20 protein-coding genes and 1 pseudogene are annotated in these 20,997 nt (G+C 59.2%); 8 read left to right on the top strand and 13 right to left on the bottom strand.

Annotated features, from left to right (window positions below; translation table 11 throughout):
* Positions 1–20: 20 nt before the first annotated feature.
* The 3 genes from QA646_RS24905 to QA646_RS24895 form a co-directional block, all read right to left on the bottom strand.
* Positions 21–950 carry an ABC transporter substrate-binding protein gene (locus QA646_RS24905; protein ID WP_283059408.1) on the bottom strand — a complete coding sequence of 310 codons (930 nt, stop codon included), beginning with the start codon at positions 948–950 and terminating at the stop codon, positions 21–23.
* Positions 951–1,078: 128 nt separating this feature from the next.
* Complete coding sequence (locus QA646_RS24900) at positions 1,079–2,098, bottom strand: amidohydrolase family protein (protein ID WP_283060554.1); 1,020 nt, start codon at positions 2,096–2,098, stop codon at positions 1,079–1,081.
* A 5-nt stretch (positions 2,099–2,103) separates the two neighbouring features.
* The gene (locus tag QA646_RS24895) at positions 2,104–3,294 is read right to left on the bottom strand and encodes a cytochrome P450 (RefSeq protein WP_283059407.1); all 1,191 of its coding nucleotides are present in this window, start codon (positions 3,292–3,294) and stop codon (positions 2,104–2,106) included.
* A gap of 228 nt (positions 3,295–3,522) precedes the next feature.
* Here QA646_RS24895 and QA646_RS24890 point away from each other — a divergent pair, with 228 nt between their 5' ends.
* The 6 genes from QA646_RS24890 to QA646_RS24865 all read left to right on the top strand — a co-directional run bounded on the left by QA646_RS24890 (position 3,523) and on the right by QA646_RS24865 (position 9,436).
* Positions 3,523–4,314 carry an ABC transporter ATP-binding protein gene (locus tag QA646_RS24890; RefSeq protein ID WP_283059406.1) on the top strand — a complete coding sequence of 264 codons (792 nt, stop codon included), beginning with the start codon at positions 3,523–3,525 and terminating at the stop codon, positions 4,312–4,314.
* Positions 4,311–5,021 carry an ABC transporter ATP-binding protein gene (locus QA646_RS24885; RefSeq protein WP_283059405.1) on the top strand — a complete coding sequence of 237 codons (711 nt, stop codon included), beginning with the start codon at positions 4,311–4,313 and terminating at the stop codon, positions 5,019–5,021. Before QA646_RS24890 ends, QA646_RS24885 begins: the two co-directional genes overlap by 4 nt.
* Positions 5,021–5,902: a branched-chain amino acid ABC transporter permease gene (locus QA646_RS24880; RefSeq protein WP_283059404.1), complete on the top strand. Its 882-nt coding sequence runs from the start codon at positions 5,021–5,023 to the stop codon at positions 5,900–5,902. Before QA646_RS24885 ends, QA646_RS24880 begins: the two co-directional genes overlap by 1 nt.
* Complete coding sequence (locus QA646_RS24875) at positions 5,899–6,894, top strand: branched-chain amino acid ABC transporter permease (protein WP_283059403.1); 996 nt, start codon at positions 5,899–5,901, stop codon at positions 6,892–6,894. The genes QA646_RS24880 and QA646_RS24875 overlap by 4 nt, the downstream gene beginning before the upstream one ends.
* Positions 6,895–6,923: 29 nt before the next feature.
* On the top strand, positions 6,924–8,123 hold the full coding sequence (locus QA646_RS24870) for an ABC transporter substrate-binding protein (RefSeq protein WP_283059402.1): 1,200 nt from the start codon (positions 6,924–6,926) through the stop codon (positions 8,121–8,123).
* A gap of 287 nt (positions 8,124–8,410) precedes the next feature.
* On the top strand, positions 8,411–9,436 hold the full coding sequence (locus tag QA646_RS24865; protein WP_283059401.1) for an IS110 family transposase: 1,026 nt from the start codon (positions 8,411–8,413) through the stop codon (positions 9,434–9,436).
* 344 nt (positions 9,437–9,780) lie between these two features.
* On the opposite strand, the gene QA646_RS24860 is transcribed toward QA646_RS24865, so the two are convergent.
* The 7 genes from QA646_RS24860 to QA646_RS24830 form a co-directional block, all read right to left on the bottom strand.
* A protein-coding gene (locus QA646_RS24860; RefSeq protein ID WP_283059400.1) for an IS3 family transposase occupies positions 9,781–10,880 on the bottom strand; the annotation gives its coding sequence in 2 pieces (ribosomal slippage) (positions 9,781–10,628 and positions 10,628–10,880; 1,101 coding nt in all).
* 395 nt (positions 10,881–11,275) lie between these two features.
* Positions 11,276–12,286 (bottom strand): zinc-binding alcohol dehydrogenase family protein, encoded by a 1,011-nt coding sequence (locus tag QA646_RS24855; RefSeq protein ID WP_283059399.1) that lies wholly within the window; start codon positions 12,284–12,286, stop codon positions 11,276–11,278.
* 154 nt (positions 12,287–12,440) lie between these two features.
* Entirely contained in the window at positions 12,441–13,232 is a 792-nt protein-coding gene (locus tag QA646_RS24850) for a transporter substrate-binding domain-containing protein (RefSeq protein ID WP_283059398.1), read from the bottom strand.
* 33 nt (positions 13,233–13,265) lie between these two features.
* On the bottom strand, positions 13,266–13,994 hold the full coding sequence (locus QA646_RS24845; RefSeq protein ID WP_283059397.1) for an amino acid ABC transporter ATP-binding protein: 729 nt from the start codon (positions 13,992–13,994) through the stop codon (positions 13,266–13,268).
* Positions 13,978–14,628 (bottom strand): amino acid ABC transporter permease, encoded by a 651-nt coding sequence (locus QA646_RS24840; protein WP_283059396.1) that lies wholly within the window; start codon positions 14,626–14,628, stop codon positions 13,978–13,980. The genes QA646_RS24845 and QA646_RS24840 overlap by 17 nt, the downstream gene beginning before the upstream one ends.
* Positions 14,629–14,641: 13 nt before the next feature.
* The gene (locus QA646_RS24835; RefSeq protein WP_283059395.1) at positions 14,642–15,325 is read right to left on the bottom strand and encodes an amino acid ABC transporter permease; all 684 of its coding nucleotides are present in this window, start codon (positions 15,323–15,325) and stop codon (positions 14,642–14,644) included.
* Positions 15,322–16,437 (bottom strand): mannitol dehydrogenase family protein, encoded by a 1,116-nt coding sequence (locus QA646_RS24830; protein WP_283059394.1) that lies wholly within the window; start codon positions 16,435–16,437, stop codon positions 15,322–15,324. Before QA646_RS24830 ends, QA646_RS24835 begins: the two co-directional genes overlap by 4 nt.
* 209 nt (positions 16,438–16,646) lie before the next feature.
* Between QA646_RS24830 and QA646_RS24825 the strand changes: the two genes are divergently transcribed.
* Positions 16,647–17,543, top strand: coding sequence for a GntR family transcriptional regulator (locus QA646_RS24825; protein WP_283059393.1), 897 nt, complete (start codon positions 16,647–16,649; stop codon positions 17,541–17,543).
* A 948-nt stretch (positions 17,544–18,491) separates the two neighbouring features.
* On the opposite strand, the gene QA646_RS24820 is transcribed toward QA646_RS24825, so the two are convergent.
* The gene (locus QA646_RS24820; protein ID WP_283059392.1) at positions 18,492–19,403 is read right to left on the bottom strand and encodes a hypothetical protein; all 912 of its coding nucleotides are present in this window, start codon (positions 19,401–19,403) and stop codon (positions 18,492–18,494) included.
* A 602-nt stretch (positions 19,404–20,005) separates the two neighbouring features.
* On the opposite strand from QA646_RS24820, the pseudogene QA646_RS24815 reads away from it, so the two are divergent.
* Positions 20,006–20,250: pseudogene (locus QA646_RS24815) on the top strand (myo-inosose-2 dehydratase); the annotation flags it as partial.
* Between the two features lie 116 nt (positions 20,251–20,366).
* Here QA646_RS24815 and QA646_RS24810 read toward each other — a convergent pair.
* Positions 20,367–20,753 (bottom strand): type II toxin-antitoxin system VapC family toxin, encoded by a 387-nt coding sequence (locus QA646_RS24810; RefSeq protein ID WP_283059391.1) that lies wholly within the window; start codon positions 20,751–20,753, stop codon positions 20,367–20,369.
* On the bottom strand, positions 20,750–20,950 hold the full coding sequence (locus tag QA646_RS24805; protein WP_017958375.1) for a type II toxin-antitoxin system VapB family antitoxin: 201 nt from the start codon (positions 20,948–20,950) through the stop codon (positions 20,750–20,752). Before QA646_RS24805 ends, QA646_RS24810 begins: the two co-directional genes overlap by 4 nt.
* Positions 20,951–20,997: the final 47 nt, after the last annotated feature.

Below are 20,997 nucleotides of genomic sequence, written 5' to 3'. Positions count from 1 at the left end.
GGGAGCCTCCCGAGATGCAATCAAACGTATTTCAACCAGCCGACCGCGCCCTGGAGGAAGCTGCGCTCGAACACGCCTGCGGCGCTGGATCTGGCTGCTTCGTCAAGCAGGTTGGCGCGGATCATCAAGTCGACCGTGGCATTCATCGCAGCTTGCGGAAGGGAGAGATCGCCAGGCCACATGCCCATGTCGCGCATGTACTGAAGGCCGCGCGAGGCGAGTTCGGTGTCGTCTTTCGTGGTAATTCGCTGGAAAATCGGAAGCGTGATGTCGTCGCGGCTCGGATCGTTTGTTATCGCATAGGCCTCGAACAGCGCCTTGAGGAAACGGCCGACCACATCGCGGTTGCCGTCCAGCCAGCTTTTGCGACCGATGACAGCGGCGAAGACGATCTCGGGGATGACATCGTTGATTTCGCCGATCAGGTTGTAGCCTTCGCGTTCAGCTAGGAAATTCCATGGCGCGGGCTGTGGAGCGCAGTCAATTTCCCCCGCCTGCAGGGCTTCCCAGCGCTTAGTGTGGATGCCGGCAAGTTCGAATTCGTAGTCGCCGGGATACCGCAGGCCTTCCTTGGACAGCAGCATTTGAGTGTAGATCGCCGTACCTTCGGTGAGCGACGAGGTGCCGACTTTTTTGCCCTTGAGGTCCTTGATCGTCTTGACCGAAGGCTGAGCGACGAGCGACATCGGCAGGCGATTGGAATTCGAAGCGATGACCCTGAGCTCGCCGCCGTTGACGAAGTTCGAGACGGCACCTTCAGGTGGGGTTATCGCGAGATCGGCCTCGCCTTCGACAACGGCGGTGGTCGCCTTGTCGACGGTGCCCATCTTCTTGTACTCGATCACCAGCCCATGCTTGGCGAAAATTCCATGCTCTTCGGCCACGAAGACCGGGAGCCAGTTGAACCCTTGCGCCCCGCCTGCGAGGCTTAGATGTTGGCTGGAAGCCATATGATTTCTCCCTGATATTCGCTAGAGGGGTCAACGTTTCACGGAAACGCTTTCCCGCTCTATCTCTTTGTTTTGACGCGTTCCGGACGGAAAACCGCTGCGCACTTTTCCTGGAACTGCTCTGGGCTTCAAAGTCCGCGCCCACGCAATCTTTCGTCCAAAAGCGGATAGACCCGTCGCGCATTTCCTTCGAAGACCGCCTGTCTCTGACTGTCGTCGAGTGCAAGATGATCGATGTATCTCTTGGTGTCGTCGAACGGGTGCCCGGTCTCCGGATCGGTCGCCTTCACAGCGCCGAGCAGCTCGGAGCCAAACAGGATGTTCTTGGTGTCGACGACGCGGAAGAGCGTATCGATGCCCGCCTGGTGATAGACGCAGGTGTCGAAGAACAGATTGTTCATAAGATGCGTGTCGAGGCCGGGCTTTTCGAGCATGATTGACAGGCCGCGATAGCGACCCCAGTGGTAAGGGGCGGCCCCGCCGCCATGCGGTATGATGAGCTTGAGTTCCGGGTGGCGCTCGAACAAATCTCCCTGAATCAACTGCATGAACACCGCCGTGTCCGCGTTGATGTAGTGCGCGCCCGTCATATGGAGGCAGCGCTCGCAGGAGCTCGAAACATGGATCATCGCGGGGACCCTGAGGGCGACCATCGCCTCCCACATGGGGTCCCACCATGGATCGTAGATCGGCGGGGCACTCCAACGCCCGCCTGACGGGTCGGGGTTGAGATTGCAGCCCACAAAGCCGTTTCCGACGCAGCGCTCCAACTCTTCGATGACATCAGACAGGTCGCCATCGACTGTCTGGGGAAGCTGGCAGACGGCCGCGAAATTATCCGGGAACATGTCGACGATCCGGCCAACATTGTCGTTCGACAGGCGCGACCACTCCTTGGCGACCGATAGGCCCGGCACGTGATGCCCCATACCGGACGCGCGGGGGCTGAGCAGCGTCACGTGCGAGCCGCGCTCGCGCTGAATTTTAAGCTGGTTCGCCTCAATGATGTCGTGCAACTGCTTGTCGGGTATTCCCGGATAGACCGGGAGCTCGGAAGACTTTCCTTCCGCATAGGCGACTTGCGCCGCGCGGAAGGCGTGGTGCTCCGGCGGTTCGGTCGTGAAGTGGCCGTGGCAGTCGATGATCAGCGACATCACGCATTCCACTTCGCGGGGAGGTCGGATATGCCACGGAACCGCCAGCCCTTGCCCTTGACCTCTCGCATCGGATCGAGACGAAGATGGGGCAACTGCCGGAACACCTCGGTCAGCGCAATCTCGCCCATCGCACGGGACAGGAAGTGACCGGAACAGAAGTGCGGACGGAAGCCGAAGGACAGGTGCTGCTTCTTCTTGCGGAACATGTCGAAGCGGTCGGCGTCTTCGAAACGCGTCTCATCGCGGTTGGCCGACCCCATGACGATAGCGACGGATGATCCCTCAGGGATAACCGTACCGGCGACCTCGAAATCTTCTCTGGCGATGCGCGGCGTTACGCCGATCGGAGCGATCCAGCGCAGACCCTCGTCAAAGGCGCGCATCGCGTTTTCCTGCGGCTGCTCCGCCATAAGCTTCGCCTGGTCGGGATTTGAAAGAAGACCCGTGCAGGCGTTCGCCGCTGCGTGGCCTGGTTCCTGGAGACCGCCAAGGATAATGACGCGCATGGTCGGAGAAATCTCCTCCCAGCTTCGAACCTCGCCCTTTGGCATGCCGCCATACATGACATGGCTGAGCAGCGAGTGGTTGGGCCTCGATAGGCACGCCTGATAAAGATCGCCCATCTGCTTGTCGATGTCGGCAAGCGCGTCGTCCAGTCGCTTCCATATGGCAGGATCATTGCTGACGTTCTGCAGGCCCAGCGCCATCGCGTGAAACCACTCGACGAGCGTTTCGTTTGGCGTCTCCGTCAGGCCGATGACGTCGCCAATGCAGCGCACCGAGATCGGCTCGAAGAGTTCGGTCGTCAGGTTCGCCTCACCATTCTTCTTGATTGAGTCGATATAGCGCTGCACGACCGGGCGTGTCAGGCCTTCGACAAACGAGCGCACGCGTTCCTGCGTGAGATTCTCGTCGATGCCCAGGCGGAGGCACTGATGATCTTCGCCAGACATGGTCAGGACGTTCGGCATGCCCATGACGCGGGCTTCCGGGCGGTCCGCCGAACCCGACGGCCCGAACACCTTGTCGTTGCCGCCGATCGTGCGGCAGTCATCGAACCGCGTAATGAAATATTCTTTCGTCCCTTCGAAGAAAGCTACAGGCTCCTCTGCGCGCAGCCTCGCGTAAACGGGATAGGGATCCCTATAGAGATTTTCGCCCGTCAGTTCAGTGTGCGTTCCCGTCATTGATTTCCTCCCTCACTCTGTTTGGCAGGGTTTTCGCTTATCCCGCCGCCATGTTCTCCAACCCGACGACATGCATTCTCAGGACGTTTCTTTGGAGCAATCGCCACGCGATTGATGCTTGACATACCGAAACGTCTTCGGATACGGATAGGTATCCAAAGCGGGGTTGGCTGTCAACAAGAGAAATGGACAAGCCGTGGAGAGACCGCTTCGGAAGGGAGGAAATCAGTGAGCAACAGCAGCATCGCCGAGGTGCGCCTTGTGCTTGAGGCGCGGGATGTCTCCGTGCAATTTGGCGGCGTCAAGGCCCTGACCAATGTATCGGTTTCCGTGAAGGCAGGAGAAATCTGTGGCTTGATCGGGCCGAACGGCGCAGGCAAATCGACCTTTCTCAACGCGGCGACCCGGCTTGTAAATTACACAAGCGGATCGATTACGCTTGACGGCCAGCCGCTCGAAGGCGTCGGTTCGCGCGAGATGATCGGAATGGGCATCGCGAGGACCTTCCAGAACCTTGGCATCTATGCCTCGATGACCGTTCTGGAGAATGTCATGCTCGGGGCGCATCATCGGTTTGGCGGCAAGTTCGCTCAAGCGATCTTCACTCCATCCCAAGTAAGGGCTGTGGAACGGTTCGCGCGCGAAAAGGCAATGGCGGTGCTTGAAGAGGTCGGCATGGCCGAACTCGCCCCGCGCATCGCCGGCTCACTTACCTATCCCCTGCAGAAACGCATGGAGATTGCTCGCGCGCTTGCCGCCGAGCCTAAAATTCTTCTGCTTGACGAACCTGCCGGCGGGTTGACGCACGGCGAAGTCCACGAATTCGGGTCGCTCGTCGATGGTATCAGACGCAAGCGGAACCTCTCCATTCTTCTCATCGAGCATCACATGGGGCTGGTCATGAGCCTTTGCGACCGAATCGTTGTACTGCACCTGGGCCGCAACTTGGCCGAGGGCACCCCTTCCGAAATCAAATCCAACGACGCGGTGATTGCCGCCTATCTCGGGAAGGCAGCATGACGCTGAATCTCAGAAACCTCTCCGTATTCTATGGCAAGACGCAGGCGCTGTTCGACTGTTCGTTCTCAGTGGGCGAAGGCGAGTTTGTCGCCCTGCTTGGCTCCAATGGGGCTGGGAAGACGACGCTGCTGCGTGCCATTTCCGGACTGCTCCCATTCAAAGGCTCGGTTGCCTTTGCTGGAAAAGCGCTCGACAAGATCGTGGCGCAGAAGCGCCTCGCACTCGGCATCGCTCACATACCCCAGGGGCGAGGGACTTTCTCCGAGTTTACGGTCGATGAGAACCTGTCGCTCGGAGCGACGATCGTGTCCAACCGATCGCAAGTGAGGGAGGACAAGGAACGCTGGTACGAGACATTTCCGCGTCTGCGCGAACGGCGCGGCCAGCTTGCGGGAAATCTTAGCGGCGGGGAACAGCAGATGCTGGCCGTTGCCCGCGCGCTCATGTCCCGACCGAAGCTTCTGATGTGCGACGAGCCATCGCTCGGTCTCGCCCCCTCGATCACTCAGGAAATCCTGGCGATTTTCAAGACGCTCAACCAGGGGCACGGCATGACGCTGCTGGTGGTCGAGCAGAATGTCGACATCACCCTTCAATATGCCGATCGGGCCTTCGTTATCGAGGCCGGCCAGATCGTCGCGAGCGGTGCGGCCAACGAGCTGATCGGCAACGAAGACATCAAGAAATCTTATCTGGGAGTTGCCTGATGAGCCTCTTCTTCCAGCTCGTCGTCAGTGGCCTGACCACGGGCGCAATTTATGCGGCGCTGGCGCTGGCGCTCGTCCTCATCTTCAGGGCAACCAACGTCGTCAACTTCGGCCAGGGCGAGATGGCGACCTTTTCCGCCTATGTTGCCTGGCAGTTGATGCAATGGGGTGCGCCGCTCTGGCTTGCCGTCCTTGCGAGCCTAGTCGTGGCGTTTGGTATTGGGATTGTGACTTTCCGCTTGATCATCCGGCCGATGATGAGCGCTCCGGTGGAAGCAATCGTCGTCATCACCCTTGGCATCCTCGTCCTCTTCCAGGCAGCGTGCATGTGGATCTGGGGCGCCGAACAGCTTTCGTTCCCGAGCCTTTTTCCTGACCGTGGCTTCGATATCGGCGAGGTTCGCGTGCTCTCTTCCGCCATCGGCACGCTAACGATCCTTCTTATTATTGCTTTGGCGATGGGCTTCATCTTCCGGTTCACCAGGCTTGGCCTGTCGATGCGCGCTGCGGCTTTCGACCATGCTCGAAGCGTGCTTGTCGGCGTCAACGTCGAACGCATGCTGATGTTGGGATGGGGCTTTGCCGCTGTCATCGGGGCGCTTGCCGCCACCCTCATTGCCCCCCGCCTGTTCCTCAGCCCGACAATGATGACGCCAATTCTCTTTTACGGGCTCGCTGCAGCGACGCTCGGCGGCTGGGACAGTCCGCTTGGCGCAATCGTCGGCGGCCTCGCCGTCGGCGTCGCCGAGAGCTTGGGTGCCAGCTACCTCTCGTTCATCGGCGCCGATATGCGCATCGCCGTGCCGATCGCCCTCACACTGGTCATCCTGCTCGTGAAGCCGGTTGGCCTGTTCGGTTCCTACAAGGTGACAAAGCTATGAATGATGGATTCCGCGCGGCCGCTCTCAAGTTCGGTCTCTTCGCGATCGTCGCGATCCTGATCCCAGTCTTTGCACCGGGATACGCGCTTCAGCAAGTGGCGATTGCCATCGCCTACGCCATCGCCATCCTTGGTTTGAACCTGCTGATGGGGTTCGCCGGGCAGATTTGCCTTGCACAGGGAACGCTGTTCGGCGTCGGCGCTTACGTCACCGCGATCCTCAACGCCACTTACGGCATCTCGCCGCTCCTGACGCTGCCGGCCTCAGCCGCGGTGGCGGCCGCGATTGGGCTGATCATCGGCCTTCCAGCACTCAGGCTTCAGGGCTTGCAATTGGCCATCGTTACATTCGGCATCGCGGCCGCGTTCCCACAATTGCTGCTCAAGATGGGAAGCCTGACCGGCGGCGTGTCAGGGCTTCCGATCGAAGCCCCCGAAGCTCCGACTTTCCTGTCGGATAGACCCGAACTGTGGCTCTATATCATATCGCTGACCTGCGCGGGCGTCGGTGCCCTGCTCGTCTCGCTGATGCTCTTCGGCGACAACGGGCGCTCTCTTAGGGCACAGCGGGATAATCCACAAATTGCCCAGGCGCTCGGCATCAACCTGACACGCACCCGCCTTTGGGCGTTTGCCGCAAGTTCGGCGCTCGCCGGACTCGGCGGTGGTGTGTTCGGCATCATCAGCGGCTTCATCAGCCCGGAGTCGTTCCTGGCAATCCTGTCCATCAACATCGTGATCGGCAGCATTGTCGGCGGCGTCACCAGTATCGTCGGAGCGTTTCTCGGCGGTCTGTTCATGGTCTTCGTCCCGACCTGGACATCTGACATCAACCTGAGCCTCGGCAATCTGATCTACGGCCTCGCGCTGATCCTGATCATGATGGTCGCGCGCAACGGGGTCACTGGCTTCATCGAAAAATGGCTCTCGATGACTTTTCGGAGGATGGCGAGTAGCCGACGCCAAATTGAAACAAGGGAGGAACTGATATGAGATTTATCTCTTTACTGAAAGGATGCGCAATGCCGCTGGCTGTCGCGGCACTGCTCGCAGCAAGCAATTCCAATGCTGCGGAACCGTCGCCGGGCGTCACCGACAACACCATTAAAATTGGGGTCACCGGACCGCTCACGGGACCGGTCGCGGTCGTCGGCGGTGTCGCCGAAGGAATCCGCGCGCGGGTCGAACAGGCCAACGCCGAAGGCGGCGTCAAAATGGGCGATGGCAAGACCCGTAAGATCGATCTCATCGTCGAAGACGATGGCCTTGATCCCCAGCGTACCTTGGCGAATGTCCGCAAGTTGGTGGAGAAGGACCAGGTATTTGCTCTCGTCGGCACCGCGGCAACGCCAAACAATCTGGCGATCGGCCGTTACATCACCCAGAAGAAGGTGCCGAACGTCTTCATGTATTCCGGTGTCGTTTCCCTGAACGCTCCCAAATGGGAAGTCGGCTTCGTGCCTTCCTTCTCGACTGAGGCGGATTCCTTCGCTGAATACCTCAAGGCGAATAAGCCCAACGCGAAGGTCGCATTTCTGTATCTGAACACGGAAACCGGCCAGACCTTCATGAAGGCTTTCGACCGGGCAATCGAGGGCTCCGCCGTCAAAGTGATCGAACGTCAACCCGTGACGTCACAAGATCCCACAGTCGAAACCCAACTCAACACTCTGAAAGCTTCCGGCGCCGATACCCTGGTGATCATCGCCGCTCCACGCCAGGGGGGCGAGGCGATCCGTTTCCAGTCCGAAAGCGGCTGGAAGCCGTTGACTCTCGTGACCAACCTTTCTTCAGCATACCCGGTCCTTCAATCCGTGGGACTGGACAATGCCAAGGGCATTATCACCTCCGACTTCCTCAAGCCGATTATCAGCGATCAGAAGTCCGGTGACGAAGGCATTGATCACTATCTCGATGCAATCAAGGCAGCCAAGGTGAACTTCGTCTTCGCCAATACGATTGGCCAGACTGGATACGCTATAGGCGATGCGCTCATCCAATCTCTCGAAAAGCTCAAGGAACCCACCCGCGAAGAGCTGATGAAAGTTGTCCATAACATGCAGGGGTGGAAGAACCCATTGCTCCAACAAGGCATCACAATGACGACCAAGGAAGGCTCCGACATCTACCCCGTCGAAGCGCTCCAGCTCTACCAGTTCGATGGACAAAAATATGTGGCGCTCGGTGGCGTTTTGGACTTTGAGGGCAAGACACACGAATAACTCTTCTTACCAGTGGGTGCCAGTAACCTGGCCCCCACGTGCCAGGCAGATTTTAACCAGGTGATGTACTTGCGTGTCGCCGAACCGTTCTCTCTGATGAGAAGCTAGGCTCAGGACCTATTAATTTTGTTTGAGATGTGATTCACGGTTTCTGGAAGGAGACCGTGATGGGTGATTTGTTTTTGCTGAGCGAACGTCAGTGACCTGATGTGGTGGACGGCCTCCGCTCCCGGCATCGCAATGTGCCAAAGTGTGGCTGTCGAAAGTCACATAAGGGAGAGCCGTCCATGGAGAAGATTACCATAATTGGTCTGGATATCGCCAAGCATGTATTTCAGGTTCACGGGATCAATGGTGCTGGCGCGATCGTGTGCCGCCGCAAGCTGCGCCGCGACGATGTCGTTGGATTCTTCAAAGCATTGCCGCCATGCCTGATCGGAATCGAGGCATGCGCGACTGGACACCACTGGGCTCGGGTTCTTATGGCGCTGGGTCACGAGGTTCGGCTGATGCCGGCATCTTACGTCAAGCCATACGTGAAGCGGCAGAAGAATGACGCCACGGATGCTGAGGCGATTTGCGAGGCGGTGACGCGGCCGACGATGCGCTTTGTTCCAGTGAAGAGCGAGGAGCAACAGGGCGTGCTGATGCTGCATCGGGTCCGCGAGCTTTTGATCCGGCAGCGGACAATGCTGGTGAACGCCTTTCGCGGCCACTTGGCGGAGTTCGGCATCGTAACGCGACAGGGCCTTGCCGGCGTCGGAATGCTGATGGCGTTGGTCGACGACGATGATCACGATCTGATCCCGCCGCTTGCGCGGTCCGCGCTTCTTCCACTGATCGGGCAGTTGCGGGAGGTGCACGAGAAGGTCAGCGAGTTGGATCGCCAAATTCATGCTTGGCATCGCTCGAACGAACTGAGCCGCCGCCTTGAGGCGATCCCTGGAATTGGCCCGATCACTGCCAGCGCAATTGCCGCAACGGTGACCGACGCGTCGCTCTTCAAATCCGGCCGACAACTGGCGGCATGGATAGGCCTGGTGCCGCGGCAAAACTCATCGGGTGGCAAGGACCGCCTCGGAAGGATCAGCAAACAAGGCGACCCTTATCTCCGCCGGCTTCTCGTCGTCGGGGCGCACGCGGTCCTCCGCTTCAGCCGGAACGGCAAAACGGCGCCGACGCGTTGGGCTGCCGAGCTTCTGGCGAAGAAGCCGTACAACGTCGTCGCTGTTGCTTTGGCAAACAAGATGGCGCGGATCGTCTGGGCGTTGATGACGACGGGCAGGCGCTTTGAGGCGACCGCCGCCGTTTGAATGCTCACAGAGGATGCAGAAACTGGTGAGGTGCTGATGGCGTGATGGCGAACGGTCGAGCCGGGATCGGACAAACCCGATCAGTGGGTGCCGCTTGAAAGCGCGTTGACCTGTCTGGGATCCGATCCGCGGACTACATCAGGGCCAGCGGCATGAACACGCCGCATTCAAAGGCCGAATACATGCCTGCACCCGACCAATCCGTCAGAAACACCAACTTGCCCCTTGCCACGCGTCCATACATGCCACTGAACTTTCATCCAACGGCGATTAGAGCCCCGGCGGTTTTTGAAGTGCTCCCCGAAGTTGGGCCAGCGAGAGCTGGAATTTTCCGGGGTTGAGGCTCAGGTCGGCGGGGATGCCGATGAGCCGTTCATGAGCGAAATCGGCACCTTATTGCCGATCGCGCTATGTGGCCGGAACTCGTTATAATCTCTACGCCAATCCTCCATCTTTGCCCGTGCGTCGTCAAGGCTCATGAACCAGTGGCCGTTCAGGCACTCGGCGCGGAACTTACCATTGAAACTCTCGATGTAGCTGTTGTCGGTCGGCTTGCCAGGCCGGGAGAAGTCGAGCACCACGCCCTTATGGTAGGCCCACAGGTCGAGGTCGCGCGAGATGAATTCGCTGCCATTATCGACACGGATCGATGCTGGATACCCGACCTGCCGGCATACCCGTTCAAGCGTCTGGACCACGTCTTCGCCTTTGTAGCTGAAGCGGGCATCGACCGTCGGCGAGAAGCGCGAGAAGGTATCGACAACCGTCAGAACCCTGATCTTGCGGCCCGTGGCCAACTGGTCATGAACGAAGTCCATTGCCCAAACATGATTGGAATGGGTCGGCTCCGTGCGATCGGCCCATAGCTTCGCCTTCACCCGCCGCTTGGGGACTTTGTTGCGCAATTGCAGGTCCATCTCCTTGTAAAGGCGATAGATTCGCTTCGGATTGACGGGCCATCCGTCACGCTTGAGAAGGACATGGACACGGCGGTAGCCGTAGCGCACACGTGTCTGGCAGATGTCCTGGATCTTTAGCTTCAGTTCGGCCTGCTCGCCGCGCCTGGACTTGTAGACATAGAGCGACCGGTCGATCTTCAGAACCGCGCATGCGCGCCGGACCGAGACCTTCCAGTCCGCCTTGACCGTGTCGACAAGCTTGCGCTTGCGGGCAGGCCTCAGAGCTTTTTTGACAGCACGTCCTGAAGCATGGCCTTGTCTAGCGACAGGTCCGCTACGATCCGCTTCAACTTCGCATTCTCTTCCTCGAGCTGCCGCAGACGCTTCATCTCCGAGGGCATCAGGCCGGCGTATCTTTTGCGCCAGTTGTAAAACGTCGCGTCCGAAATCCCTGCCTTGCGGCAGACTTCGCCGATTGGCGTTCCGTCCTCTGCCTGCTTCAAAACGAACGCAATCTGCGCTTCCGAAAACTTCGAGGCCTTCATCGAATTCTCCTCTTCTTCCCTTCAGGGATCATAAGTGGAAAATTCCAGTTCCAAATGGTCTAATTTATTGGGGGCACGTCAACATCCGCATGGTCTTCCGGCAGTTCCACCTGCTTCCGCACATGACTGCAGCCCAGAATGCCCCAAGGATCCGATTCTCCGCATGGCTCAGAAAAATCACACATAGAGATTGCACATCGCCATATTGCCCACGTGGGCGTCGTCGAAAAAGCAAATTCCGATCTCGATCTTTGAGACGGTCAGCAGCAATAGATATTCCGAACATCAGCGAAATAGCTGATATTGTAGCAATATTTCAAATCTCCGATGTGTCGGCTGGCCGTCTGACATTGCAGTTGCGCATTTGATTTAAGGTGAGTTTATCCTGCGTGGCCTCAGACATCCAAGATCGCTTTGATCACACCTGCTTCGGGACGAGCCCATTCTACAAGCAGCCCTGCGCCGTCTTCCAGGCGACCGCGATGCGTGTTGAGCGCGCGGGTCGGCACGCGACCCGCCTCGATCTGGCGCACCACCTCGGCAAAATCGTCCGGTTGGGCATTGCGACTAGCGAGAAGCGTCGCTTCCCGTTTGTGAAATTCCGGATCGGAGAAGGTGATGTCCTGCCGTACGACGGAGAGCAGCACATAGCGCGCACCGTGGGCAAGGAACCTGAAGCCGCGTTCGATAGGTCCAGCATTGCCGGTCGCGTCGATCACCACGTCAAAGCCGTCGCCGCCGGTCAGGCGGTTTGCCTCCGCCTCGGCGGATGCGTCAGCAAGCATCGCGGCGTCGGCGCCCAGCCGATCGGTGGCGAAGGTGAGGCGATCGGCCCGTGTGTCCATGACGGTCACGTTCGCCCCGCGTGCCTTGGCGAAGATAATGGCTGACATACCGATCGGCCCGGAGCCGGTAACGAGCACGCGGTCGGCGGCGGCGATCGCGCCGCGCTTGACGCCGTGCGCGCCGATCGCCAGGAATTCGATCATCGCCGCATCGTCGAGCGCGATACCGCCCGTCGGCACTATGTTGGCCTCGGGCACCGAGACATACTCGGCCATGCCGCCGTCACAATGCACGCCCAGCACGCGGATCGACTGGCAGGCGTTCGTCAGTCCCTTCCGGCAGGCGTGGCAGGCATGGCAGGAGAGGTAGGGCACGATATAGACGGGCTCGCCCATCTTGAGGCGGCTACCTTCCGGTGCTTCCGCTACCGTGCCGGAAAGTTCGTGGCCCATGATGCGCGGATAGTCCAGGAATGGATGCTTGCCGGCGAAGATGTGAAAATCCGTGCCGCAGATGCCGACATGGCGGATGCGGACGAGAACCTCGCCCTCGCTGCGCTGCGGGGCAGGTCGGGAGACAAGCGTGAGACGGCCGGGTTCCTCGCAGAGAAGCGCTTTCATGGGGATCTTCCTGATTTTCTGAAGGGGAGGGCAGCGTCATCAGACGGCCGCCGACTTGTCGTAAAAATCCCCTCGCTTTCCATTTCATCGAGAAACAGACCGCATGAGCGGGACGTATCGGGGCGACCGAAAGCCGGCCGCCCGCTTTATTCGCTTATGGCTTCGGCATTTCCGCCGGGAGGTCGACGTTGTTGTACTTCTTATAGATCGCGTTCAGTTTGCCGTTGGCGAGATCTGTTTTGACCCAGTCGTTGACCGCTGCCTTCAGCGCGTCGTCGCCCTTACGCAGACCGACGGCATAGGGGTTCACCTTGAGCACGAACTTGACCTCCAACGGGTCGTTTGTTCGCCGTTCATTGACGGCGTTCATGATCTGCGGTGCGGAGATCATGATGTTGTTCTGGTCGGATACGAGCGCGGTGACGAGCGTTGCGTCGTCGTCATAGCGTACGATGTTGGCTCCCTTCGCCTGGGTCGTTGCCTCCTTGTCGTTCGTGGTGCCGCGGGTCGTGGCGACATCCTTGCCCTTGAGGTCCTCCAATCCCTTGATTGCGATAGATTTTGGCGCTGCAGCGATGATCTGGATGACGCCATGCGGGTCGGCGAAGTCGATCACCTTCTTGCGCTCGTCACTGATGGAAAGCGAGGCAATGACCACGTCCGCCTTGTTGGTGAGCAGGAAGGGAATACGGTTCGGGCTCGTCACCTCGACGATTTGGAGCTTCACGCCAAGATGATCAGCGAGCAGCTTGGCGCTTTCCACCTCCGAGCCCGTCGGCTGCATGTTGGCGTCCTGCATGCCGAAGGGCGGCGAGCCGAGGTCGATGGCTGCGCGCAGTGTGCCGCGTGTTTTGATGTCGCTCAGCGTGTCGGCCATGGCTACCGCCGGGGCCGCACCAAAAAGGGCGAGCACCAAAGCGCTGGTCATCAGGGTTCTGCGTTTCATTACTTAATCTCCTCCTTGAGATCTTTCTATGGATTAGAGGTCGTTGCTGAGGAACTCGGAGAGTTCCTTCGTTTGCGGATTGCCGAGCATCGACCCCGGGCCGGTCTCCCAGACCTTGCCCTGATGCATGAAGATCACCTTGCTCGCCACCTTGCGGGCGAAGGCCATTTCGTGGGTGACGAGGATCATGCTCATGCCGCCGCGGGCGAGGTCCTCCATGACGCGCAGCACCTCGCCGGTGAGTTGCGGGTCGAGCGCCGAGGTTACCTCGTCGAACAGCATCAGCTTCGGCTGCATGGCGAGCGAGCGGGCGATGGCGACACGTTGCTGCTGGCCGCCGGAAAGCTGCTCGGGGTAATTGTCCGCCTTCTCCCCGAGACCGACCTTCGCCAGCACCTGCTCGGCGAGAGTTCGGGCCTCGGCCTTGCCCATTTTTTTCACGCAGGTCGGCGCGAGCATGATGTTCTGTGCCACCGTAAGGTGGGGGAAGAGGTTGTAGCTCTGGAAGACGATGCCGACGTCTCGCCGCAACGCTCGTCGGTCGAGCGCCGCGTCGTGAATCTTGTGGTCGCAGACGGTGATCTCGCCGCTTTCGATGGTTTCGAGCGCGTTGATGCAGCGCAGCGCCGTTGACTTGCCGGAGCCCGACGCGCCGATCACTGCGACCACCTCGCCGGCGCCGACTTCGAAGCTTACCCCCTTCAGAACCGGCAGGGCCCCAAAGCTCTTGTGCACGTTGCTGACACTAACGACGGCCGACATTGAGTTTCCTTTCCAGGCGGCGGCTCCAGGCCGAGAGGGGGTAGCAGATAACGAAGTAGAAGGCGGCGACGATAATGAACACCGTGAAGGGCTCGAAGATCGTGTTGTTGACGAGCTTGCCGGCTTGCGCGAGTTCGACGAAGCCGACGACCGAGGCGAGCGAGGTATTCTTGACGATCTGCACCAGGAACCCGACTGTCGGCGCCGTGGCAATGCGCATGGCCTGTGGCAGGATCACCCGCGTCATGCGCTGCCAGCGCGTGAGGGCCAGGCATTCGGCCGCCTCCCACTGGGTCTTCGGCACGGATTGCAGGCAGCCGCGCCAGATTTCCGCGAGGAAGGCGGAGGAGTAGACGACGAGGCCGAGACCGGCCGCGACGATAGCCGGCAGGCTATCGAAGCCGACGACGGCAAGGCCGAAATAAAACAGGAAGAGCGTGACGAGCAGCGGCGTGCCCTGCAGGAGCTGGATATAGCCGCTGGCAAGCCGCCGCACGAGCAGGCTTGGCGAGATCCGGGCAAGCGCCAGTGCGAAGCCAATGATGGAGCCCCCGATGAAGGCGATAGCCGAAAGGCCGATGGTCCAGAGCGCACCGACGGCTATGAATTGGATATGGATGGGCGTGAGCGACATGTCCTGCTTCTCCTCAAACGGCCGTGCCGAGCTTGCGCCGGCGAGGGAAGATGACGAGGCCGAACAGGACGAACGCCATTCGCACCACGAAGGACAAGACGATATAGAGAACCCCAGTGACGATATAGGTCTCGAAGGAGCGGAACGTATCCGACTGGATGCGATTTGCCACCGCTGTCAGTTCCTCGGCGGAAATCTGCGAGGTGATCGATGAGGCGAGCATCAGGAGCACGTACTGGCTGGTCAGTGCTGGATAGACCCGCTCAATTGCTGGGCGAATGATGACATGCCAATAGGTTTGCGTGCGTGTCAGGCCCAGACATTCGGCGGCTTCCAATTGTGACTTATGGATGGATTCGAGGCCAGCCCGCACGATCTCGCAGGTATAGGCGCCGACGTTGACCACAAGGGCCGCGACGGCTGCCGTATTCGCCGTCACCTTGAGGCCCACCGAGGCGAAGCCGAAATAGACGAGGAAGATCTGCACCAGCAGCGGTGTGTTGCGGATCGTCTCGACATAGATCGCCACTACAATTTTCAGCCAGGAAGGGCCGTCTGCCCGTGCGATGGCGCAGAGCGTACCGACCACGAAACCGAAGACTGTAGCGAGCGCCGAAAGTTTTAGCGTCAGCCAGACGCCCTGCAGGAAGGCCGGCCAATAGGGCAGGAGGGCCGAAAAGTCGAACGTATAGCTCATGCCGTCCCCTTCTGCCGGGAAACGATGGAGGAAAGGACCGGGGCATGTGTGTGGGTCCAATCGAGGAAGGCGGCGATACGCCGCTCGACCTTCAGCGCATGGTTGGCGGCGATGTCGGCGATGCGGTGGTCAAGATAGGGATTGCGGAATCGGTCCATGGTGGTGGCGACATAGGCGCGTGCGGCATCCTCCATACCGCGTGCAGTGAACCCGGGCAGGACTTCGTCGCGGTAGATCGCCTCGAGGCGCGGAGCGACGGTGGGATCGGCAAGGATGGCGCGCACGGTCTCATCCGCTGGTCGTCCTTCGCACTGCCAGATATCGGCAAGTACGCTGTGGCCGAGATTGAGGATGTGCAGCTTCAGCCGCTCATAAGGTTCGAGATCGTCCGTCAGCACGATGGAGGGATGCTCGCAAGGCAAGCGCAGACCCGGCGAACGCTCGATCGCCCAGAGTGCATAAGGTTCCGCCACCGCGCCGGCAGGCTCCAGCGGCTCAGAGACGATGCGGTCGACCAACGTGTTGGCGAAGAGCACGTCCCGGTTGAGGAAGCACATGAAATCCGCAGGCGCATTGGCCGTTGCCGCCAGATCGCGCACGATAGCCTTCAGCACCGGCCCGTTGCGGTTAACGAGTTCGCAGGGCAGCACCGTCAGCGGCCGTCCGCCGCGCTGCCAGCGCGCGTAGAGAAGCTGGGCGAGCTTGCCGGGAAAGGATGCAAGTGGCGCGTCAGCCTCGAGGCCTGCGGAGGCCTCGCCAGGGGTGACCGCATAGCCGGCATCACCGGTGTTGGAGAGGACGAAATCCGCCTTTTCTGCGAAAAGGTCCACGACCTCGGCCCAGTCGCGGCCGGTCGAAAGACCGCGTGACACACTTTTCACCGCCAGGCGCCGCTCGACGGTCGCGCCGTTCTCAAGGCCGCGGATGATGACAGGAAAGCCCGCCGGATCGGAAAAGGCCGCAAGGCGGCCGGCCCGTTCTGCCGACCCCGAGGTCTGCACGATGACGACTGACGGTACGTCCTGACCAGCTTCCCGCGCTTCGTGCAAGAACAAATCCACATGAGCCTGAAGGAAGCGGCTCGTGCCAAACTGGAGAATGAGCCCCGTCATCGGCGCGGCACCGGAAGGCGGCCGGTGCAGGGCTCAGGATAGGAATTTAAAAGGGTGCAAGGATGTCTCGTGCATCCACCATCTGCTTGCATGAATTCCTCCTTCCATACAGCAGGTCTGTTTTTTTTGTATAAAAGACATTATTCTGACGGGCAATCTGTTTTTTTATAAAAAAATCACAAAAAAAACAACGCAGCCGAAGGGGCGGCATGAAGACGAACACGCTTTACAAACGGACTTTCAATCAGTGCCTCGACGTTCTCGCACGGGCGTCGCCGGGTTCGGCGCTTGCTTCGGAGCCGGTGCTTGCGGCCGAACTCGGTGTCAGCCGGACGACGCTGCGCGCCGTGCTGGCGGAGCTCGCGAACAGCGGTATCGTCGCGCTCGATGGTCGCTCAAAAGTGCTCCTGCGCCTGCCGCAGACTGAGGACTATCTGGCGGGAGCCGATCTGGGATCGCTGGCGGAAATGGTGGAGCGCAAGTTCATGAGCTGGATGGTGGGACCTGATTGCAGCCCCGGCCAGAGCGTCAACGCGCTTGATCTCGCCCGTCAATTCGGTGTCTCCACCACGGCGATCCGGGACTGCCTCAACACATTCAGTCATTTCGGCCTGCTGGAGCGGCAGAGCAACGGACGCTGGAGGGCCCTCGGCTTGACCGTGGATTTTGTGGCCGAGCTCTTCGACATGCGTGAATTCATGGAATTTCGCGCAGTGGAGCGCTTCGTGGCGCTGCCGCGCGATCATGCCGCCTGGCGAGCGCTTGCGCAGCTCGAACAGGAGCACCGAGAGATGCTCTCCGACATCGACCGGCGCTATCGCGATTTTTCCGATCTCGATCACCGTTTTCACAGGCTGATCAACGGCGTCGTCCCAAACCGGTTCTTTGCAAACATCCAAGGCGTGATGTCGGTGATCTTCCACTATCATTATCAATGGAACAAGAAGGACGAGCGAGAGCGCAATCACGTTGCGGTCAAGGAACATCTTGCCTATGTCGCGGCGCTACAGAGCGGTAACCTGGAACAGGCGCGCCGGGCCTGCGGCCTGCATCTGAAGACCGCCCGCTCGACCCTTCTCGCTTCGATTGAGGTCGCCTCTGACTGACTGCACCGCGCGCTTATCGCCCCAGTTCTTCCAATCCTGCGCACCTCCTCTTGAAGGTGCCCAGATATCCCCGAGCTAATGTGGTGATTACAAGGAGCTGGCGGCCGGACGACTAGGCCGGGCTGTGATCGCTTCGCACGCTCGACGGTAGTTGGTCTTGAGACGCGAGCGATCCCCTCTACGGGTGATGTCGCGTTCTTCAGCAGACATATAAGTCTCGTGCCACGATGGATGAAGAGCTGCAATTAAACGAAAGGCCCTACCTCGTGAGGGGAGGTAGGGCCAGGGAACCGGGGGTCGGTTCATTTTGCGCGAACAATTTGACGAGGGGACGCCTTGTTCGCGTCCAAGGATGCTACCGCCGCAAGATGAAACCAGGCTGAATACCCGACGAGGAACCGGCATTTCTCTCCTCGGCATATTACAAACATGTGTCCGAAAACGCTCGTCTTTGGACAGAGCGCCTTGGGTTGCCGGAGATAGATTGCGGACCGTCATGTCCTCGATTATCCGGCGGCGCAGAGGCTAAGCTCAGCCATCTGGACCTCCTGTCTGAAGGTTAGGGTTGCAACACCACCATCCAATCAGTCAGGAGGCTCCGATCAGAGCCGGTCCCCTTCGCCGCGATAGGATCTTAAAGCTCGTCGCGATCTTTCAGATTCGCTCCCACGCTTGTGGCGTCAGCTCCGGCGATAAGCAACTGTCGAATGTCTAGCTGTCCATGTGCGATCACATAAGCTTAGAAAGCTGTGCAGTATGATTATGCGGATGCAATCCGCGCTGATCTTGCTGATCGCTCCATCAAGGCCTTCATTCCATCGGCCACCGCTGTAACGAACCCGCTCCCGCACCTGCTTGCATCCTATGTTGCAGGCAACGGCGCCCTCGAAGACGACCACTCCGATATCGCTAACTTGCGGCGACGTGCTCGTAAGCATTCACTCTTTCTTACATTTTCGCAAAAACCTCGGAAATGATGGAAAATTTTTGGGCCTGCCACCGTCTATAGTCGAGCACCAATTTGGCCGAAATCCAGCAATGTCCGCTTCTTTTGGCAGCCTCCCAACCCAACAATCCCTGATGTTCGGCGGCCGCGAGCATTCTGCCGGCGTGACTCCGGGAAATGACATACTCCGTTGCGGCAAATCGTGCCGCGAGGGCGCCGACCCACACACGCTCACCTGTCGCCGCCAGTAGTGGCACGCGCGACATCAGATCATGCAATATGTTACTCCCGGATTCAGACTTGACGAACAGCGCAACGGTTTCCGGAGGCTTGTACCAGTCGGGGTGGTTAAATAGCCGACGCGCTACTCGCGGTTGAGCGCGAAATAAGATCGTCGGATTCGCCTCAGAACGGCGATATCGATCTCCTGCATCCATGCTGTCGAGCGAACGAAGGTGCCCGTCGAACCATTGGCGGATCAACTGTTCGGCATAGGCGGTTGCCTGCAAGGCTCTAGCGCGCCGGTCCGTGGTCTCCATTGGCTCGAACAACTTGTAGTGCGCCAGCTCCTTCAGATGTGAGATTGCAGTGTTGGGACTAGCGATACGGTTCTCAAGCAAGAATTTCGCAAGATTGGAAGCGGTTAGAGGGGGATAGGAGGGGTTTAGTTTTCGCTCGAAATGCAAGGCCAACGCCGCCTGGCTAAGCAGCCACTTCTGCAGATCGGCGACATAGCGCACCACTCTGGGCGCAGTTTGGTGAATTGCCAATAACTCCAGTGCGGCTTCGCGAAGAGCAGCGGCGAAGGAGGGATCAACCATAAGATCGTCGACGCTGAAGCTGCGGCATTCATTTGAGAAGGGGGCTGAATCTGAAAATGTAGACATTCTCTGAAACGGAAGCGTCGTCAGCATTTCGTCACGGCTAGATGGCAACATGCAAAAAAACAAATGGACAAAAAAGGTGGTCCCAGGCGGCAGCGACCGCGTCAACTCTATCCATAGCTGCGCAAAAGTGGAAGTAGACTTTGCTTTGAAGCTTGGATTGCAGGACCGTTGATCCCAACCCGGAAGTCGATTGGTTCCCGGTGAAGACAGACACGCAGATCATCAGCCAGCGCGCAAGGCATAGTCGTCAACGCGTTCTCCGCCGTCGGCGCTGACGCAGCCTGATCCGGTTGCGCAACTGATCGGCGTTGATCCCATGCGCAACTGCAAGCCCGCGCCAAGTGGCATGCTGTTGGCTTCGATGTCAGAACATTTAAGACTCCGAAAGTCTGGCGAGATTCGACGCAAAGAACAGGCGAAGCTCTCCTCGGCCAGACGAGCTCGGCAATTGATGGATGCTTTCGTTTTGAAGAAGCAGGTGCTGAATCGCCGCCGAGGCCTGCCGTTCCGGATCCTGATCGATGACCATCTCAAGCCAGCTCTGTTGGAGATAGCTCCGGTGATCCGGCGAAATTTCGTGCGTGATCCAGATGATTTCGCCCGGCTTGGAAACCGAAATCGCGAGCCAAGTGCGTGCGCAGAACCTGTCCTTCCTCGAAGGCGTGCGCCGCGGTGCTTTCACCGTGCCGAGCGATCCGGACGGCTGCGTGGCCTTGTCCCCGTGCTGAAGATCGCCTCGGAGCAGGGGTATTCCGGATGGCTCATCATCGAAGCCGAACAGGACAGCGCGGTGCACCAGCCGTTCCACTATCAGAGCATGGGCTATCAGGCGCTGACTGGCATGGCTAAGGAAGCACGCCTCGACAAAAACTGACTTCCGCCACGTGGGCACAAAGAAATGCGGTGGCGCGAGATGCCTGTTTTGGGTTCTCAAGTTCTACTTCCATCCAGGCGAGAGATCGGAAAAATCCGAAACCTCGGCAACACTATTTAAGTGTTGCGCGCCTTGACCGGCGTATGCAGTGAAGCACCTGCCTTTTCGGCCGCCGCCTGCAGACGCTTGTCCCTGGTCCATAACGCCGCTCGCGGATCAAGCAGTATCGAGGCGAGCAAGTGGGCATCTGTATAGCCGATGCCCATACTGAAAATGCCGTGGCGATCAATCATTATCATCACCTCGTCGTGCGTTGCGACGAACGCTTGGCGCTGGGCTGCTAGGAACGTTATCACGCGCCCGCGATCTCGAAGGCTGCCAAGTGCCAGTTCGCCAACCACAGCCGGATGGCAGAGTAGACGATCATTCTCGATGATCGTGCGCAGCTCTGCATCAGCCTGGCGAAAATGATCGATCCATATAGAAGTGTCTGCCAGTATCACTTGGCCGCCGCGCTCCGGCGACGTGGAGCTGCTTCTGCATCGGGCATGGTTCCGCCGAGGGCGATGAGGCGTTTTCCGGACTCCACTCGGACAAGCGTCTCCAACGCTTGGCGAACTAGAGCAGCGGTCTCTTTCGTGCCGGTCAGGGATCTAGCCCTTTCCATAAGAGTGTCGTCGAGATTGATAGTCGATCGCATAATTTCATATCCTGTCCTGACGCTCTAAATAGCACCATTTGGTGATA

This window comes from Rhizobium sp. CB3090 (genome assembly GCF_029714285.1).
Lineage (GTDB): Bacteria > Pseudomonadota > Alphaproteobacteria > Rhizobiales > Rhizobiaceae > Rhizobium.
This window is presented reverse-complemented; position numbering and strand designations above follow the sequence as displayed.

Bases quoted from the DNA above. Each gene is read 5' to 3' on its own strand.
- QA646_RS24905 (WP_283059408.1), bottom strand. From the start codon at position 950: ATGGCTTCCAGCCAACATCTAAGCCTCGCAGGCGGGGCGCAAGGGTTC.
- QA646_RS24895 (WP_283059407.1), bottom strand. From the start codon at position 3,294: ATGACGGGAACGCACACTGAACTGACGGGCGAAAATCTCTATAGGGAT.
- QA646_RS24885 (WP_283059405.1), top strand. From the start codon at position 4,311: ATGACGCTGAATCTCAGAAACCTCTCCGTATTCTATGGCAAGACGCAG.
- QA646_RS24880 (WP_283059404.1), top strand. From the start codon at position 5,021: ATGAGCCTCTTCTTCCAGCTCGTCGTCAGTGGCCTGACCACGGGCGCA.
- QA646_RS24875 (WP_283059403.1), top strand. From the start codon at position 5,899: ATGAATGATGGATTCCGCGCGGCCGCTCTCAAGTTCGGTCTCTTCGCG.
- QA646_RS24870 (WP_283059402.1), top strand. From the start codon at position 6,924: ATGCCGCTGGCTGTCGCGGCACTGCTCGCAGCAAGCAATTCCAATGCT.
- QA646_RS24865 (WP_283059401.1), top strand. From the start codon at position 8,411: ATGGAGAAGATTACCATAATTGGTCTGGATATCGCCAAGCATGTATTT.
- QA646_RS24855 (WP_283059399.1), bottom strand. From the start codon at position 12,286: ATGAAAGCGCTTCTCTGCGAGGAACCCGGCCGTCTCACGCTTGTCTCC.
- QA646_RS24850 (WP_283059398.1), bottom strand. From the start codon at position 13,232: ATGAAACGCAGAACCCTGATGACCAGCGCTTTGGTGCTCGCCCTTTTT.
- QA646_RS24845 (WP_283059397.1), bottom strand. From the start codon at position 13,994: ATGTCGGCCGTCGTTAGTGTCAGCAACGTGCACAAGAGCTTTGGGGCC.
- QA646_RS24840 (WP_283059396.1), bottom strand. From the start codon at position 14,628: ATGTCGCTCACGCCCATCCATATCCAATTCATAGCCGTCGGTGCGCTC.
- QA646_RS24835 (WP_283059395.1), bottom strand. From the start codon at position 15,325: ATGAGCTATACGTTCGACTTTTCGGCCCTCCTGCCCTATTGGCCGGCC.
- QA646_RS24830 (WP_283059394.1), bottom strand. From the start codon at position 16,437: ATGACGGGGCTCATTCTCCAGTTTGGCACGAGCCGCTTCCTTCAGGCT.
- QA646_RS24825 (WP_283059393.1), top strand. From the start codon at position 16,647: ATGAAGACGAACACGCTTTACAAACGGACTTTCAATCAGTGCCTCGAC.
- QA646_RS24820 (WP_283059392.1), bottom strand. From the start codon at position 19,403: ATGCTGACGACGCTTCCGTTTCAGAGAATGTCTACATTTTCAGATTCA.
- QA646_RS24805 (WP_017958375.1), bottom strand. From the start codon at position 20,950: ATGCGATCGACTATCAATCTCGACGACACTCTTATGGAAAGGGCTAGA.